Source organism: Persicitalea jodogahamensis, assembly GCF_014651615.1.
GTDB classification, from domain to species: domain Bacteria; phylum Bacteroidota; class Bacteroidia; order Cytophagales; family Spirosomataceae; genus Persicitalea; species Persicitalea jodogahamensis.
On the sequence record NZ_BMXF01000005.1, the window covers coordinates 141,592 to 158,104 of the forward strand.

The window sequence follows — 16,513 nt, forward strand, 5'->3', positions numbered from 1 at the left end:
GAAGCTCTGCAATCTTTTCTAATACTTATGTGTCAAATGTACACATAAGTACTAAATATCATAATATCAGTAAAAAAAAATATTATAATAGGATTCCACGCAGCCTTGGGAATGATTCTATGTAAAATTTTTCCTTTTACAATTTACCTTCAAATCAGACGATTCGCGCCTGTTTGGTAGGGGTAAAACTGAATTGCGGAATGCGCGCCTGGTGTCCGGGGTTGGCCTGGAATCAACTTTCCGCTTCGTGTGCGCCTAAATCCGCGATCAGGCTTTCCAAATCAGACAATTCCGGATAATGGTGGGGCTGCAAAACCTCCGGGACATTCGTCGGCTCTTTACGGGAAGTTATCAGGCGACTTATAGAATAGGCCTTCAACCCTTCGGAAGGATACGGCGCCGACAGCAGTTCCAGCACCTCCTCCTGCTTCAACGACTCCCGCAAATAATCCGCTTCCTGTTCCCGCGTGAGCAGACAAGGCATCCGTTCCTTCCCATTGTGAATCCTGGCCATCAGCTTGTTCGCAGAGCGCGTCAGCATGGTGTAAGTCATGAAAACCTCTCCCGTATCGGGATCGGCCCACTCATCCCAAAGCCCGGCAATGCTGACCATTTCTGCTTCGGCCGGCTGGATGTAAAAGGGGTATTTTTTCTTTTTCTCCGTGTGCCACTCGAAAAAACCGCTCACGGGAATGAGGCACCTCTTTCCTGACTGCGCGGCGCTCCGAAAAGAAGGTTTTTCGAAGGCTGTTTCGGAGCGCGCGTTGATGGTCATGGCCCGTAGTTTCCTGGCGTCCGGTCCGGTCTTCACCCAGTGAGGAATCAACCCCCACTGCGAAAAGGTGATAATTTCCGGCTGTTGGGCCGAGATAATCGGAAGAGCAGGGGCACTGTACGCGTTGGCGTGGATCATCGGCTCCCAGGTTTTGCCTGCTTCCACCTTTGCTCCGTAGCGGGCTTCCAGGGCCGGTTGCTTTATGTTTAAAGAAGTGTGATAGCACATATAAGTCGACGATTTGTTTCCTCTGAAAAAGACAAGGTAGCAAACCGTCCCGAAATTTTCCTACTTGCAGGAACAGTCCGGCATGTACTTTTACGGAGAATTTCAGAGGAAAGTCTGCAAGACATCCGGTACTTTGAGGTTGGAGGAGTGGAGATCGGATTATACCTGGTCGGCCATCCACGAGAGAATATCAGAACATAGAAAAATTACTGTCCGCACATGAAAACGAATAAGCACATTATCCATCTCTTGGCGGTAGCCCTACTTTTGGTAGGCTGCGCGAGGAAAGCGCTGGTTTCACCCGTCGCTGAGAGCATTCACACGAGTCTGGGCAATCCCACAGCAGCCCGGACAGACACCACTGACGCGGACAATTACCTTATTCTGAAAGAGCAATTCGCCCTGAGCTACAACCGTAGTCTGGGCCACGCCAACTGGGTGAGCTGGGAACTGGACGCCGAATGGCTGGGCGACACGGACCGCCGGGACGATTTTCGACCCGATCCCGAACTACCCGCTGGCTGGTACCGGGTGCGGCCCGACGACTACACCGGTTCGGGCTTCGACCGTGGTCACCTCTGTCCCTCAGCCTCCCGCACCACATCGGAAGCGGATAACTCGTCGACATTCGTGATGACCAACATGATCCCCCAGGCTCCTCAGCTCAACCGGGAAGCCTGGGCCAGACTGGAAGCCTATTGCCGATCGCTGGTCAGCCAGGGGTACCGCCTGTTCGTTGTGGCGGGCAGCTATGGTGTTGGCGGAAAAGGAAGTCAGGGATATGCCACTACCATCAAGGGAAGAATCAGTGTCCCGGCTCATAACTATAAGGTTATCGTGGCGGTGGAGAATTCAGGCAGTGTGGATCAAATTGATGGAAACACGCCGGTTATCGCCGTGGACTTCCCCAACGATGCCGACCTGGTGGACAACAAAAGCTGGAGCAACTTCGTGACTACGCCGGGAGCAATCGAGCAGGCCGCAGGGGTGACGTTTTTCAACTACCTGCCCGAGGCGGTGCGGGAGGAACTGCGGAGAGTACGCTTTGATCCCTCTACAACAACTTTGGGGCTGTCGGATGAAGACAGGCAACTACCCAAATAACCTGAATACTTTCCTGGAATGAGCACCAATATGGCGCTTACGGCAACGCAAACGCCATGTAAGTACCTCCCAAAGCCAGCCCCTGCCGCCCGCCACCCACGGCGATGGCTATATACTGCTTGCCATTCACCAGGTAGGTGATCGGCGTGGCAAAGGCTCCTGTGGGTAGCTGGTATTCCCAAACTACCTCACCCGTTTTGGCATTGTAAGCCCGTAGTTTGGCGTCCTTAGTGGCAGCGATGAATAACAATCCGCCCGCCGTGACAATGGGACCGCCGTGGTTTTCGGTTCCCATCTGCGGCTGGCCGTTCTTTTCCAATTCAGGATTCTGGCCGAAAGTTACCTGCCACAGGTACTCACCTGTGTTCAGGTCCACGGCGTTTAGCGTTCCCCAGGGCGATTTCAGGGCCGGGTATTCATCGGGAGTCAGAAACTGCGTCGTGCCGTTGTTAATGTAGGGCGGGTTGTAAGGGAATAGCTTCCCTACTTCGGTACTGGTTTCGGTTAGTTTATGTACATCATCTGTGCCTGTTTCTTTTTTGAGCAGGAAATCAATGATCGCGGCGCGGTCTTCTACGGAAATGTGCTGGAAAGAGGGCATCCGGCCGCGTCCTGTGGCTAGGAGAGAGCTAATCTGCTCGCGGCTGAGCCGCTCACCAACGTTCCCTAAATTCGGATACGTCTGATTGCTGGCGGTGGCAGAACTGGCCTTAGGATCAATGGCGTGGCAGGACGCGCAATTGGTATTGAAAAGTACATTGCCCCGGCTGAGCGTAGTACCGTCTTTGGCCTGGCGGGTATCGCGCATCTTGACCCACCAGAGCATATTATTGCCGTTAATGTACATAATTCCGTTGGGATCGGCGGCGGTACCGCCCCATTCCGCGCCACCACCCAAGCCGTACATAAGCATTCCTTCCAGGCTGGGTGGTAGATTTTTGGGGCCACTCCGGCTGTTTTTGAAACGATCCAGTGCGAAAGCGCTGACTTCGGACGTGCGGTCAGTCAGGTCGGCTTCGGTCAGTACCTGCCGGGCAAAGGGTGCGGGCTTGGTCGGGACGGGCTGCGTGGGCCAGGGCTGCTCGCCGGGTAGTGCAGGTACGTCGGGGACGGGTACTTCCTGCACCGGAAAAAGCGGCTCGCCCGTATCGCGGTTGAAGACGAAAATCAGTCCGTCCTTGGTGGCCTGCGCCACGGCGTCCACCATTTTACCTTTGTGTTTTACCGTAATCAGGTTGGGCGGACAAGGTATATCGCGGTCCCACAAATCGTGGTGAACGGTCTGGAAATGCCATTTGCGCTTGCCCGTTTTGGCGTCGAGGGCGATCACGCAGTTGGCAAACAGGTTGCTGCCCTTGCGTACGCCGCCGTAAAAATCCACCGATGGCGAACCCGTCCCCATAAACACCATCCCGCGCTTCTCGTCCACGACCATGCCCGCCCAGCAATTGGCCCCACCCAGTTTTTTGTACGAATCCTTTTCCCAGGTTTCGTAGCCGTACTCGCCAGGCAAAGGGATGGTACGAAACACCCAGGCCAGTTGGCCCGTCCTGACGTCAAACGCCCGAATGTGGCCCGGCAGAGCATCTCCGCCTTCCGAGGTAGAGGAGCCCATGATAATCAGATCTTTGTAGATAACCCCCGGCGTTGTGGAACGGATACTATACTGATTGACATCGTAGCCTAAGGTTTTCTCATCGCCCAAACCTTCGTGCAAATTCACCCGGCCATTGTTGCCAAAGCTCTTTATGAGTTGCCCGGTCCTGGCGTCGATGGCGTAGAGCCAATGACCCACTGAATGCAGGATGCGCTGATCCTGGCCCTTTTCCCAGAAAACAATGCCGCGCACCGGATGAAAAATGGGTCGCTCGCCGGAGAGCGGCTGCGGGTCGAATTTCCACAGCTCCTTACCCGTTGCCGCATTGGCCGCAAACACTTTGAGGGTAGGTGTGACGCCATACAGAATCCCATCAATGACGATGGGCTGACACTGGATGCTCATCTTTTTGGCGTCTTCGGGACGGTTCTCGCCCGTATCAAAGGTCCAGGCGGGTTGCAGATTCCTGACATTCTGCAAGTTGATTTGCGAAAGCTCGGAGTAGCGGCTACCCGACGGATCGCCGCCATACGTACGCCAGTCCACGTTTTTGGGCGAATCGCTGGTACTACGCCCGGCAAAATAAGCCGCACCGCAAAGCCAAAGCAGGAGCAACCCGACTACAGAGTACTTCCAGGATTTCATGTGTTGCGAGAACTTTAATTGAGTCTTTTGACGAAGAGTTTACTTTTCAGATTCTACTTCGAATGCATATCGGATGTTCCAGCGGACGGTTTCGCCGGGCTTTACGGACAGTTTTATATAGGGTTCGGGACAGGAAGTCGTACGGCAGGCCCAGAAAACAATCTTTTCCAAAGGACGGTCGCCGTCGATCTTTACGCCCGCACCCGTTTTAGTGTTTTTGATGTGGATGCGGTAGTCGTCCGGTGTGTTTTTAAAGCCTTCCAGACTCAGCGTGATAATATTTTCTTTCTCTTCCAGTTCACGATTATACACTACCTGCCTGCCCCTGGCTTCCACAATCGTGCCGAAGCCTTTTCCCTCGGCGCTGGTCTCAAAAGGAAAGGTCGTTTCGATGTTGGGCCCGGTGGGTTCGCCGTCGATGACGAAGAAGTTGTGATTATAAGTACTGGTTTCGATCGTCTTGCTGCCGGTATTTTTCAAACTATGCTCGAGTACCAACTCGGGCTTGTCCCTGGTCAGCTTCACCATTTTATGGTACTCGTAGCCGTAGCCATTTACGTCGGAAATTTTATGCGTGAAATCCACCCGATCTTTCTTGCTTTTCACCTTCCATTTTCCGGGATTTTTTATCTCGTAGTTTTTGGTAAAAGTGTAGGAGCCATCGTCCGGTTTGACCAATCCGCCCACCCCTATTTTCAAAAACGCTCCGCCCACGGGTACTTCGTCGATGCCCACGGCGGTGAACTCCTCCACCGGACCCGTGATGGCATCGTGCAGCGTGGGCGTGTAGGGCCGCGTATTCCAGACATCGAAGTAGCGGTGGCCTTTGTATTGCAAGTCCGGCATCACGCCCGACCAGTCGAAACGCGTGCCGCGGTAGTAGCCGTTGTTTGCATCGGGCAAGTGCAGTTTGGCGGTGATGAGGCCATTGGAAATGGTGGCGGAGGGGTAGTCGGGAACCGGGAAACCTAGGCTCAGGCAGAGGAGAATCGCTAGTTGCTTTTTCATGAATTTTACTTTTAATGAATGGGGGAATGAAGGTCACTCTATACTTCTCACCCTAACGGCAGGCTATTTCAAGACATTGGTAGCTCCCGGATTTTGATGGGTAGTTTACATCTATGTTTCACTAAACAGCGGCATTATCACCAGTTATGAATCGACCCATCCGGGGCCTTTAAAATCGGGTGCGGAAACTTAGTTTTTTCTTTCACCTCCATCACGAAAGTGGCTTTTTTGGGGTCGAACTTCACCCCCAGACCGGGTTGGTCGTTGAGGTAGAGCTTTCCGTTTTTGAAATTGATAAAATCCTCGTTGAAATAAGGCGGACGCTCCGGCTCGCCGCCGCCCAACTCCATCAGACAGCGCGACGGGCTGCTCGAACCAAGTACATGCACCAGCGCGGCCGTGGATAGTGGCCCCGTGAAATGCGGAATCATGCCGACATAGTGCGTTTCGGCAATGGCAGCCAGTTTCTTGAATTCGGCAATGCCGCCCGTATTGGGAAGCGTGAAGCGGGTATAATCGATCAGGCGGTTTTCGATGAGCTCATTGGCATCCCAGCGGTCGCCAAATTGCTCACCGACGGCGATGGGTACTTTGGTTGCGGCCCGGACGGATTTATACACGCCCGGATTCTCCGAACGAACGAGGTCCTCGACGAAATAGGGTTCGAGATTTTCCAGCGCGTTGCAGATTTTCAACCCGTCGGTCAGATCGAAGCGGGTGTGCAGGTCCACGGCCCAGTGACCGCCGCCACCCACGGCCTCGTCGATGCGCTTGCAGAATTCGATCGTTTTCTTCACATTCTCGTAGTAGTCGAAGGGCTGGTCGCCGTTGCCGCCCGTGGGGCCGATGCGGTATGCGCGGAGTCCGGCCTCGATGCAGTCGCGGGCGCGTTCTTCCTCGGTCTTGGCGGTGGAAGCGCGGAATCCGGTGGCGTAGCATTCCACGTAGTCGCGGGTCGCGCCACCCAGGAGTTCATAGACGGGTACTTTGAGCGCTTTGCCCTTCAAGTCCCAAAGTGCCATTTCGATGGCACCCAGGGCGTGGAGCTTTTCGCGGCCCGGCGGGTAGAACATGCCGCGATACACATACTGCCACAGGTGCTCGATACGGAAGGGATCCTCGCCGATCAGCATCTGAGCGCACTGCTCGATCATATCCTTCGAGCCGCCCTCGCCGATGCCGATGATACCGCCGTCGGTTTCGACCTCTACGATGCCCCGCGCCTGATTGAACAGCGGCTTGTTGTAGCCCGGCGCGGCGTAGTAGCGGATTTTGGTAATTTTCAGGCCGGAGGCAGCTTCTGACTGGTGAAGCGGCAAGCCGGAAAGTACTGCGGCGGAGCCCAGGGCGGCGGATTTCAGGAAATTTCTTCTTTGCATAGTGTATTGAATCACTTGCCGACCCTTTCCCCTATTATAAGATGGGGAAAGCAAGGTCGGTTGACGCTGATTAAATTAATGATAGAATAGAATTCTGAGTCAAAACCTCACTCATTCACTCATTCTGTCATTCAACATTGAAATCAAGGCCGTATGATCGTCCCGTCAGCCCGGCGTACCTGCCAGTTAGACTTGGTGCCGATGGGGTACTTGGCCGCCTCTTTTTCGTTGATGTCCACGCCGAAACCGGGTACTTCATTGACCGACATGTAGCCGTCTTTCATCGTGGGGCAACCTGTGAAGACGTCCTTCATTTTGTCGGAGAAGTTTACCGCCTCCTGGATGCCAAAATTCCAGAGCGCGAAATCCATGTGCGCCTGCGCGGCGTGGCCCACGGGCGACACATCGCCGGGGCCATGCCAGGCCGTCCGGACGTTGAACCATTCACCCAGCCGCGCCACTTTCATGGCGGGCGTGAGGCCGCCGATCTGCGAGACGTGGCAACGGATGTAGTCGAACAGGCGGTTGGCCATCGGCTCCTTGAACTCATTGATGTTGTTGAACAATTCGCCCATCGCGATGGGTACCGTCGTGGACATCCTGAGCTGCCGGAACCACTCCATATTTTCGGGCGAAAACGGATCTTCGATGAAGAAGGGGCGGTACTCTTCCAGCTTCTTGATCATGTTGATAGCATTCATCGGCTGCACCCGCTCATGGATGTCGTGGAGCAATTCCAACTCCTCGCCGACGCGCTCACGCACCGTCTTGAACATGAGCGGCACCGATTTCAGGTAAGCCTGCTCGTTCATAAAGTTGTCCGTCGCGCCGCCGAAGCCTGCCGCTTTATAATCAGGCTGCTGGGCGGTGGCTCCCACCGCTCCGTAGCCGCCCTGCTGGATGCGAATGTGCTTGAAGCCCTGCGCCTGAAACTTTTGCACATCGTCGGCCACCGCTTCGGGTGAATTGCCGTTGGCGTGGGTGTAGCAGGGAATCGCAAAGCGCACTTTACCGCCTAATAATTGATAAACGGGCATCCCGGCCCGTTTGCCTTTGATGTCCCAAAGTGCCTGATCGAGGCCGCTGAGAGCATTGTTGAGCACGGGACCATTGCGCCAGTAGGAGCTCACATAGGCCCCCTGCCAGATGTCCTCGATGTTGTCGACGTCCTTACCGTTGGCAAACTCATCGAGGTAGGTATTGATGGCCGGAAGTACCACAGCGGCGCGCTGCGTGAAGGTGGAGCACCCCAGACCGTACAAACCCGGTTCGGAAGTCTCAACCTTGACCACGATGAGGTTGGAGCCTTGCGGGGCTGTGGCAATGGCCCGCACTTTGGTGATTTTGACGGGCTTCATGGCCGCCGCGTAGGCAGGCGTTCCCGCCGCTTCCCGCGCTTCTGCGCTGGAAATTCCGCCAAACAGACCCAGCAAACCCGCTGAGCCGCCCAATGCTTTTATGGTATCTCGCCTTTTCATAAACTAGTGAATTAGTGACTGTCACAATGAAAAAGACAAAAATTCCTGTATTCTATTCGCCAATCGTTGAGTTAGAGAATGTATTTCTGTCTAGCTCGCTACCTGTGGAGCGGAAGGAGTGGCTCTTGCCGTTAAGTCCCAATAACGAAGGGGACACTGCCTTTGGCAAGCCATATCAGTCAAAAGTGGTATGGCTGTCAGTGATTTTTTAAAGCACACCTATCTGAATCATCGATAAATGGGATGTTTACCCAAAAAGACACTGCTCCGATAGTCAAACAGAAAGAAAAGGCTCAAACAGCGTACTTTGCACAAAATTAAAAGACGATGACCGAAGAGATTAACCAAAACTACCCGCCTGCCTACCTGAAAATCGACGCCGCTACCCAGGCCAGCGGCTTCACCATGCCCTCCGATCCGCTAACCTGCTCGCTGTTGCGCACCCTTGCTGCGGCCAAGCCGGGCGGTAAGTTTCTGGAACTGGGCACGGGAACGGGCCTGGCCACCGCCTGGATTCTGGATGGTATGGACGGGGAAGCTACTTTGGTTTCGTTCGACAATGACGCCACCCTGCTGGCGATTGCCAGAGAATTTCTGGGAGAAGACAGACGCCTGAGTCTCGTAGAGGCGGACGGCGAGGCGTGGGTGCAAGCCAACGCCGGGCAGAAGTTCGACTACATTTTCGCCGACACCTGGCATGGCAAGTACCTCTTGCTGGACGAGGTACTGGCCATGCTGAACCCCGGCGGCTTGTACATCGTGGACGATATGCTGCCGCAACCCAACTGGCCCGAAGGCCACGCCGAAAAGGCAGCAAACTTTGTAAAGTACCTGGAATCGCAAAGCGATTTGCTCGTGTCCAAACTACACTGGGCCACGGGAGTAATTGTGGCGGTGAAGCGGTAGAGTGGAGGTTAGCGCTCCCTGGGTTTCCTTTCCCTCAAAAACTCATCAAGTACCCCGTCAGATCCGCCAGCGCCTGCTCGTCCAGTCCCAGCGACGTGGGATCAGGCATGAGCGAGTTGGGTAGTTTTTCGCGGCTTTTGATTTGGTCGGCCTTGATGGCGTGTTGCTTTCCGGCGGCGTCCTTGAGGACGACCGTCGGGCCGTCGCTCAACAGGAAGCCAAAGTAGCTTTCGCCGTTTTTGGTTGTGATCGTGTAGGCCTCGTAGCCGAAGACGATACTGGCCGAGGGGTTGACGATGGCGTCCAGGAGAGTTATTTTATCGAATTTCTGGTGAATCATCGTCAGGTCGGGGCCAATGTCCGCGCCGCTTTCGCCGTGGCGGTGGCAGGAGGCGCAGTTGTTGGTGAAGACCTGTTGCCCGTGCTTGGGATCGGCCTTCATGCGGGCCGCAAAATCCACCCGAAGTACCTTCCCGGCGCGGGGAAAAAACTGGCTGGCGAGTACCCGCACATTCTGGTCAGGATTCCTGAATAATTGCTCGCTGACCGCCTCCGCTACCTTGCCGGGTAGTTGCCCCTGCGACTTCATGTCGATGAGCATATTACCGCCGTTGGCGTTGTCGGCCATCCTTCGGGCGGCTTCGATCTTCTGCGCCTCCGTCGATGACTTGTCCCGAACTACCTCCTTCAATTCCAGCATTTTCTTATAGGCAGGCGTCATAGCCTGAGCTGCGGCGGTTTCCCAATCCATCAGGTCGGCCCAGTCGTTGGTTTGCCGGAAATTAACCCAATACAAGGCGGTAGACGATACGTCGGGCAATGGTGATTTTGTGAGGGCCAGCATATTTTCTGCCGCTTTTTTGGTGTTGATAAAAGCGAGGGCGGTCAGTGCCTTGCGGCGTTCGGCGGCATCGACTTTTGCGGAAATGGCTCGCGCTTTAAGGTCATCGGTGGCTTGAGCAGGATGCAGCCGCCAGGTAAGGGCGGCGCGGGGTAGCAACCATTGTGCCGGGCTTGCCCTGAAAGTTTGTTTGACCAACTCATACACTTCGTTCTCCTTGCCATCCGCCGCCGTGCCAATGGCTTCCAGCAGCCACGGATCTTTGCCATCATAGGTTTTTATCAGTTGAGCAATGGACGCCTTCGCTTCGGCAAAAGGAATGTCGCGCAGGGCAATGCCCACTTCCCGCCGCACGGCGGCGTCCCGGTCTTTAGCCATCCTTTCCAAAACAGCTTGATTGGCCTCGCCGATTGACCGTAAGGCACGAAAGGCAACCAAACGCTCATCGGCTTGCGGCGAATCCAGTAGTTTTTTTACTTCACTTTTTCCTTGATCGCCCAATTGCGCCATGAGCCAAATGGCCCGCGCCCGGTGGTAGGGGTTTTCGGCGGTGAGTAGTTTTTTGACTTCGCCAACTACTACATCACCTTTTTTTTGCAAAGCATTGAATCCCAAAGCCCGCACATTGACCGCCGGACTTTTCAGGGCATCTATCATGCCCGCCGTTGTACTCAGGTCGAGGTTGGGCGTGGTGAGCTTCTTGCCTTTGGGCGTGATGCGGTAGATGCGCCCGTAGCCCTTCTTGTCCTGCATGGCGTGGCCGCCCACGATGGGATCGTACCAGTCGGCCACGTACCAGGCACCATCTGGACCAACGGCGATGTCCGACGGGCGGAACCACTTGCGGGTATCGGTGTCGGTCTCGAACCACTCATAGCGCTCGGAAGCCTGGGGGAAGGAACTAATCAGGTCTTTTCTTTTTAATGAAAACCCCGCGCCTGTCTGCTCAGGTTGGTAAGCAAAAACTACGTTTCGCCCCGCCTCACAGCTCAGCAAAGTACCCCTGTACTGAGCGCCCATTGCGTCACCTTCGTAGAACACGATCCCCGTGGGCGAACCCGCGCCGCTGTTGTCTCCGGCGGGCATCACACCCGGATCGTCCTGATGCCAGTGCGCCTCGAACATCGTTTGGCCGGGGCGGCGATCAGCCTGCCAGAAGCGGGTGCCATCGGCGGCAAAGTACCCGGCGTTGCCGTTTTCGGGCAGGAACGACACCCGGCAGGTAACTACCTGGTCATCATTGTCATTTTGCCACATATTGCCGTAGCTGTCAAGGCATACCTCGTAGCTGTTGCGAAAGTTATGGCCCAGTACTTTAAGCCCGGTGCCATCAGGATTGATCCGCAGGGCCAGGCCGCCGACCCACACGCGGCCATCGTCCGATTTCCGGTTACCGGAGTTGGTGTTGTTGTAGGGCGTACCGCCGTTGTATAGCGCCCCGCTGTTGAGTGTCCAGCCGCTTTTGTCGGTCACAGTATGCGGCCCGGCGTTGCCGGTGTTAAAGTACCAGCGGCCATCCGGCCCGGTCACGAGCGAGTGCAGCGAGTGGTCGTGGTCGAAGCCGCCAAAGCCCGTCAGGAAAACCTCGCGCTCGTCAGGCTTGTCATCGCCATTGGTGTCGGTGTAAATGATCAGATTCGGAGCGCAGGAAACGATGACCTTGTTATCAATCACGGCGATACCGAGTGGGGCGGTGAGGAGCGTGTCTTCCACATACACCTTGGAAGATTCGGCCTTGCCATCGCCATCGCGGTCTTCCAGAATCATGACACGATCGCCTTTTTGCTGGTGCGAAAGGCGCTTTTCCGGCTCGGTTTTGAAGCTGCGGTAGTTGACCGCCTCGGTAATCCAAACCCGCCCCCGCGCGTCGATGTCCATATTGGTGGGGTTGTAGAACATCGGAGCCTCGGCCCAGAGCGTAGCCTCCAGGTCGTCGGGAACGTAGAGGCGGGAGTTCTCGTCGGTGGGTGCCCATACCTTGACTGCCGTGAGGGAGACAAGCAAAGTGACGCCGAGGATAATGGTAGCGTAGCGAATCAAGATCAAGGATTTGGCTTTCATACTATCGTCAAGACAATTGGGACCTAGCGCGTATCGTATTTTGCCCTCTCAGGGCTTAAATTTCGTATGGAATGTTTCCACAAAAACGATGGGCTACACCCATCGCTGACATATTACGCCCCGTTGGGGCTGTTTTTGGGAGATTCTTTCAAAGGCCGATGACCGACCGCCGAAAGCCGACCACCCTACGCAAACTCAAAAAGCTTTTCCAGATAACGGCGGTTGTGCTGGTAGGTTTCTACCGGGTCAGCGCCTTTGGGTGTGGCCCCTTCGATCTGCATCCAGCCCTGGTAGTTGATTTTTTTGAGCAACGTAGCCACGCGGGGCCAGTCGACGGTACCTTCGCCAAGACGGAAGCCGTTTTCCTTCATGTGCAGTTCGCAGATCATGTCTTTGCCCAGAAAAGGGATTTCTTCGTAGATGTCGTGGCCTGCGTCGGCGGAGTTGCGCGAATCGTAATATACCTTGACGGCTTTGGAACCCACAGCGTCGATGATTTTCAGATGTTCCCGCGCGCTCAGGTACGACTCGACGCCGAGCGTGACACCCTGTTTCTCGGCGTGGGGAGCGACTTTTTTAAGCCGTTCGATCACCATTTTCTGGCCAGCCTCATCGTCGCGCAATTCGCCGTTGCCAAAAAAAGCCAGCAGAATCACCTTTACCCCCAATGCTTTGGCCGCATCCACGCTGTTCCATACCCATTCTTCGGTGCGCGGTTCCGATTTGTAAGGAGTGCGGTTCAACTCGCCAATAGCCAGGCTGGAAACCATGATCCCGGTACGCTGAGCGGCATCTTTTATGCCTTGTAGCGTCGATGAAACCGACAGCCCCGCCTCATCGTCTTTGGTGTTGTAACTGACCTGCAAGCCTTGCAAACCAATTTTCCTGGCTATGTCAAAAGTACCGGGATTCAACCTCGGGCCGATGGACCAGTCGCAGGCCCCGAGCTGAAAGCGGGGTTTGGCTTTGGCGGCAAGGTTTCCGGTAAGCCCCGCGCCCAGCAGCAGAGCGGTAGTTTTGAGGGCATCGCGACGGTTGAGTATGGTTTTCATAAAAATTTCCCGACATCAGTATATACAGGTAAAGTACTGATGCCGGGAAATCTATCTCTGTGGTCGGGATTATTGAAAAACTACCTTGACCCTACAAATCGAGGCAAGCCGATTGATTTACTCAATCGCCAGAATATTCACTGGCCCCATCAACCCCGAAGGCAGTAACGGCGAGCTGGCCTGATAGAAAGGCATGGTGGTGAAAGTAAATTTTTGCTCCGTACCGGGCTGAGCATCGCCGATGAGTCGGTTCACCCACAGGTTGGTCACCCTTATTTCCAGCGCATTCGAGCCCTTTTTCATAGCGTCGGCCAATTCCAGTCGAAACGGCTTTTTCCATACCGTTCCCTGGTACTTCCCGTTGAGGTACACCTCGGCGATGTTTTTCACTTCCCCCAAATCTACTATGCCCTTGCCCGCGGCGGGCGAATTGAAGGTTGTCTGGTAAGATGCCGTGCCGGAAAAGTACTTGATCCCCGCCTCGTTACTTTCGGTCAGGGAGGTGAGCTTGTCGAAAGTGGCTTTGGCCGGTGCCCCCCGCTCTTCCTGAAAACCAACCTGCCAGGGTGTCGAGATCGTCAGCAATTGCTTTTCGGTGGTGGCAGGTTTGGTGTAGGCCGTGGTGGTTGTTTTATCTCTAAAAATAATGAAGTAGGCATCCCAGGAATCAAAATGAAGCGGCACTAGGGTGCGTCCGTCTTTGACCTGATACGATACACGCTCCGTTTTACCCGTTACGGGGTTCCACAGTTCGGGTACTTTTCCCGTTATGCGAAAACTGATTTCGGCGTCGTTGGGGCTGTCGCTGCGATTGTCGAGCCAGTAAATGTCCTGATCGGCCGTTTGGCGGTGGACGTAGAGGATTTCGGCACTACTATTTTTGACAATCACATCTTCGGCGACGCCCGCTGATTGTAGTACTTCTTCGATTGGCCCAGAGGAAACATTCGGACTACTCCATACTTGCTTGACGATCGCCTGGAACTCGGCGTCGTTGTCGGCCAGACTGGGCGATTTTTCGGGTTTGGTACCCGTGATTCTGATGCCAGCCTTAGCCAGGTCCCTGATTTTTTTCAGAACGGGCAGGGTCATGTACCGGGCGCTTTCATCCAGTACGAGAAGGTTGTAAGTTATGCCGCTGGGGGCAACCAACTTCCCGTTTTTGGCCTGGATTACATCCACGAGGGCCGAGGCGTTGACAAAATCATACGCATAGCCAGCGGGTACGTCCGGTAGTTTTTGGGCAAAAGTGGAAGTGATGTTGTGGTTTTCGCCGTAGTAGTACAGCACGTCGGCCACAAATTTACCCTGCTGCAGGAGGTACGAACTCCGGCCCAGATAGTCTATCCAGGGTTTGGCCTGCTCGGCCCAGGTTTCCTGGCGCGTGAACCACTGACCGAACGGCCCCAGACTGAATCCCGGTTTCTTGTCGTCCAGCGGCTGGTGAACGGAGGTATGAATCACGAAGCGGTTCAGGCCAGAGGCCATCTCCATATCGGCGGTGCGTTTGAGGCGCTCGGGCGTGTAGGCAAAAGCATTGCCGATGGCGGTCATGGATTCGGCAGCCACGAGGTTCTGCCCGTAGATGTGCGCCACCGACGCTGACTCGCGGATATCGGCTTTGCTGCGCACCTCTTCTTCATTGCCTCCGGCCAGGCTACCGGGCGTCCACATGGCCGACATTGGAATGTCAGCGTGGCGTTTCACGTCCATGCCGTCGGCCAGATATATGCGCTTGTTCTCGTGCGACTCGGTGTAGCGCTTCATGCCCCGGCTGCGCAGCGCTTCACCGATCGCGTCGTAGTGGTTTTCAGCGATCAATTCGCCAATGGTTTTCCGGAAATCCCACAGGAACTTCTCACTGGCCTCGGTACTTTTGACCACCCGGCCCGTCAGGACGGGCAACCAGGTCAGGATGTCGTAACTGCGCCGCTGGCGAAACTCCGCCGGGAAGTTTTTGGTCCAGGTCATGTGCCCGGCCTCGTAGCTGTCCAGAATCATGTATTGCAATCCCTTGCTGCCCATCATGCCCCCGGTGGCATCTTTGTACATGTCCAGGTAGGTGTTGATGTACTTCAGCACGGCCGCTTTATCCAGCTTATCCACTTCCAGCCCCGTCGCCTCGGGCGAAGCAGGGTGGTTCTGGCGACCCGTCAGCGAGTAGCCGAAGCGCACCACCACCCAATCGCCCGCCGGGGCTTGCCAGTCGAGGGTACCGTCGGCTTTCATTTTACCCGTTAGATCCACGATCTCGTTTTCCGTAATGGCATCGGAGCTGGCCGTTTGTGGAAGGTTTTTTTCTTCTTTCCAGGGCGTAAAGCCCGCTTTGTCCTCAAATTGGTCGATGCGGCTGGTCGTGTACAGCACGAACTCGGCCACCTCCACGCCCAGAGGTTTGGGCGGCTCGGGTTTCATGCCTGCCATCGCAGCAAACAGGTTAGGCTGTGATTCCAGTGTTTTGTACACCAGCCGGAAGTACTTCGCGGTGGTGGGCGCAATGCTTACTGTGTTTTGGGGAACGATGCTGCCCGATACGGCGGCTATCGGCCGGAAATTGACACCATCGTTGCTTACCTGCAAAGACCTGTTTTCGGGGCCGCCGTTGAAATCTTCCAGTCCGATGTGATTGGCCCCCGCCACGCTGAATGCTTTGATGGTCTGCGGTTGGTCGAAGGCATACTGAATCCATATTTCTTCATCGACTTTTCCCGGTGGAAGCATACTGACGTTGGTCAGGTCCCCATCGGTGAGGTTTTGCAATGTGAAATTGCCGCCACTCGACGTGACTTTCGGATTCAGTTCGGTAATTGATTTTTCGCCGGAGGGTACCCGGTAGGCCAGCACGGCGGCATCCTGGTAAAAACTGGGAATGTCGCCCACAAATCCGCCCATCAGCCCGCCGCTTTCCAGCTTTACGTTCTGAAATTTACCCGTCGCGTCCGAGGGCTGAGGCAGCTTGCCCGAAAAGGCTTGTCCACCCGTCACCCTGGTTTCGGACCACACGTACTTTTTCATGGCGTCCTGCGGCGGCACCCAGGGGCCACCCGTCACGCTCCAGCCAGGGGAGCCCGCGATGGCCATTTCGAGCCCCATTTTATCAGCCAATTCGGTGGTGAAGCGGAAAGCCTCTTTCCATTCGGGCGTCATGAAAACCAGCTTTTTCGGTACCACAACGGGCGTGAACAGGTTGGCGTCAAAATTCTGAAAGCCCCCGATCCCCGACCGCTTCATCCATTCCAGGTCTTTTTGAATGCCCTCTTTCGTGATGTTGCCGTTCATCCAGTGCCACCACACGCGCGGCTTGGCCGCATCGGGGGGAGATAGGAAGCCGGGTTTCAGATTCTGGGCCTGGGTACCTGCGGTCAGGAGCAGACTCAGCGCGAAGGTCAGTGTTTTTTGGAGTTTCATGAAAGGGGATCGGGGGTTTGTTGCTTTCTGA

Annotated in this window: 10 protein-coding genes; 2 read left to right on the top strand and 8 right to left on the bottom strand. The window is 55.3% G+C overall.

Annotated features, from left to right (window positions below; translation table 11 throughout):
• Positions 1-232 precede the first annotated feature (232 nt).
• The gene (locus IE117_RS21895; RefSeq protein WP_189567261.1) at positions 233-1,003 is read right to left on the bottom strand and encodes an SOS response-associated peptidase; all 771 of its coding nucleotides are present in this window, start codon (positions 1,001-1,003) and stop codon (positions 233-235) included.
• A 219-nt stretch (positions 1,004-1,222) separates the two neighbouring features.
• Here IE117_RS21895 and IE117_RS21900 point away from each other — a divergent pair, with 219 nt between their 5' ends.
• Positions 1,223-2,107 carry a DNA/RNA non-specific endonuclease gene (locus IE117_RS21900; protein WP_189567263.1) on the top strand — a complete coding sequence of 295 codons (885 nt, stop codon included), beginning with the start codon at positions 1,223-1,225 and terminating at the stop codon, positions 2,105-2,107.
• Between the two features lie 37 nt (positions 2,108-2,144).
• Here the strand turns inward: IE117_RS21900 and IE117_RS21905 are convergent, their stop codons facing one another.
• The 4 genes from IE117_RS21905 to IE117_RS21920 form a co-directional block, all read right to left on the bottom strand.
• Positions 2,145-4,349 (bottom strand): outer membrane protein assembly factor BamB family protein, encoded by a 2,205-nt coding sequence (locus IE117_RS21905; RefSeq protein WP_189567272.1) that lies wholly within the window; start codon positions 4,347-4,349, stop codon positions 2,145-2,147.
• 39 nt (positions 4,350-4,388) lie between these two features.
• Positions 4,389-5,357, bottom strand: a complete 969-nt coding sequence (locus tag IE117_RS21910; protein WP_189567274.1) for a hypothetical protein — start codon at positions 5,355-5,357, stop codon at positions 4,389-4,391.
• A 137-nt stretch (positions 5,358-5,494) separates the two neighbouring features.
• Positions 5,495-6,736: a mandelate racemase/muconate lactonizing enzyme family protein gene (locus tag IE117_RS21915; protein WP_189567276.1), complete on the bottom strand. Its 1,242-nt coding sequence runs from the start codon at positions 6,734-6,736 to the stop codon at positions 5,495-5,497.
• A gap of 143 nt (positions 6,737-6,879) precedes the next feature.
• The gene (locus IE117_RS21920; protein WP_189567278.1) at positions 6,880-8,214 is read right to left on the bottom strand and encodes an enolase C-terminal domain-like protein; all 1,335 of its coding nucleotides are present in this window, start codon (positions 8,212-8,214) and stop codon (positions 6,880-6,882) included.
• Between the two features lie 327 nt (positions 8,215-8,541).
• On the opposite strand from IE117_RS21920, the gene IE117_RS21925 reads away from it, so the two are divergent.
• Entirely contained in the window at positions 8,542-9,120 is a 579-nt protein-coding gene (locus IE117_RS21925; RefSeq protein WP_189567279.1) for an O-methyltransferase, read from the top strand.
• A 34-nt stretch (positions 9,121-9,154) separates the two neighbouring features.
• Here the strand turns inward: IE117_RS21925 and IE117_RS21930 are convergent, their stop codons facing one another.
• From IE117_RS21930 to IE117_RS21940, 3 genes are all read right to left on the bottom strand, one after another.
• Entirely contained in the window at positions 9,155-12,022 is a 2,868-nt protein-coding gene (locus IE117_RS21930; protein ID WP_189567281.1) for a PVC-type heme-binding CxxCH protein, read from the bottom strand.
• 185 nt (positions 12,023-12,207) lie between these two features.
• Entirely contained in the window at positions 12,208-13,074 is an 867-nt protein-coding gene (locus tag IE117_RS21935; RefSeq protein WP_189567283.1) for a sugar phosphate isomerase/epimerase family protein, read from the bottom strand.
• Positions 13,075-13,191: 117 nt separating this feature from the next.
• Positions 13,192-16,482, bottom strand: coding sequence for a glycosyl hydrolase (locus IE117_RS21940; RefSeq protein WP_189567285.1), 3,291 nt, complete (start codon positions 16,480-16,482; stop codon positions 13,192-13,194).
• Between the last annotated feature and the right edge of the window lie 31 nt (positions 16,483-16,513).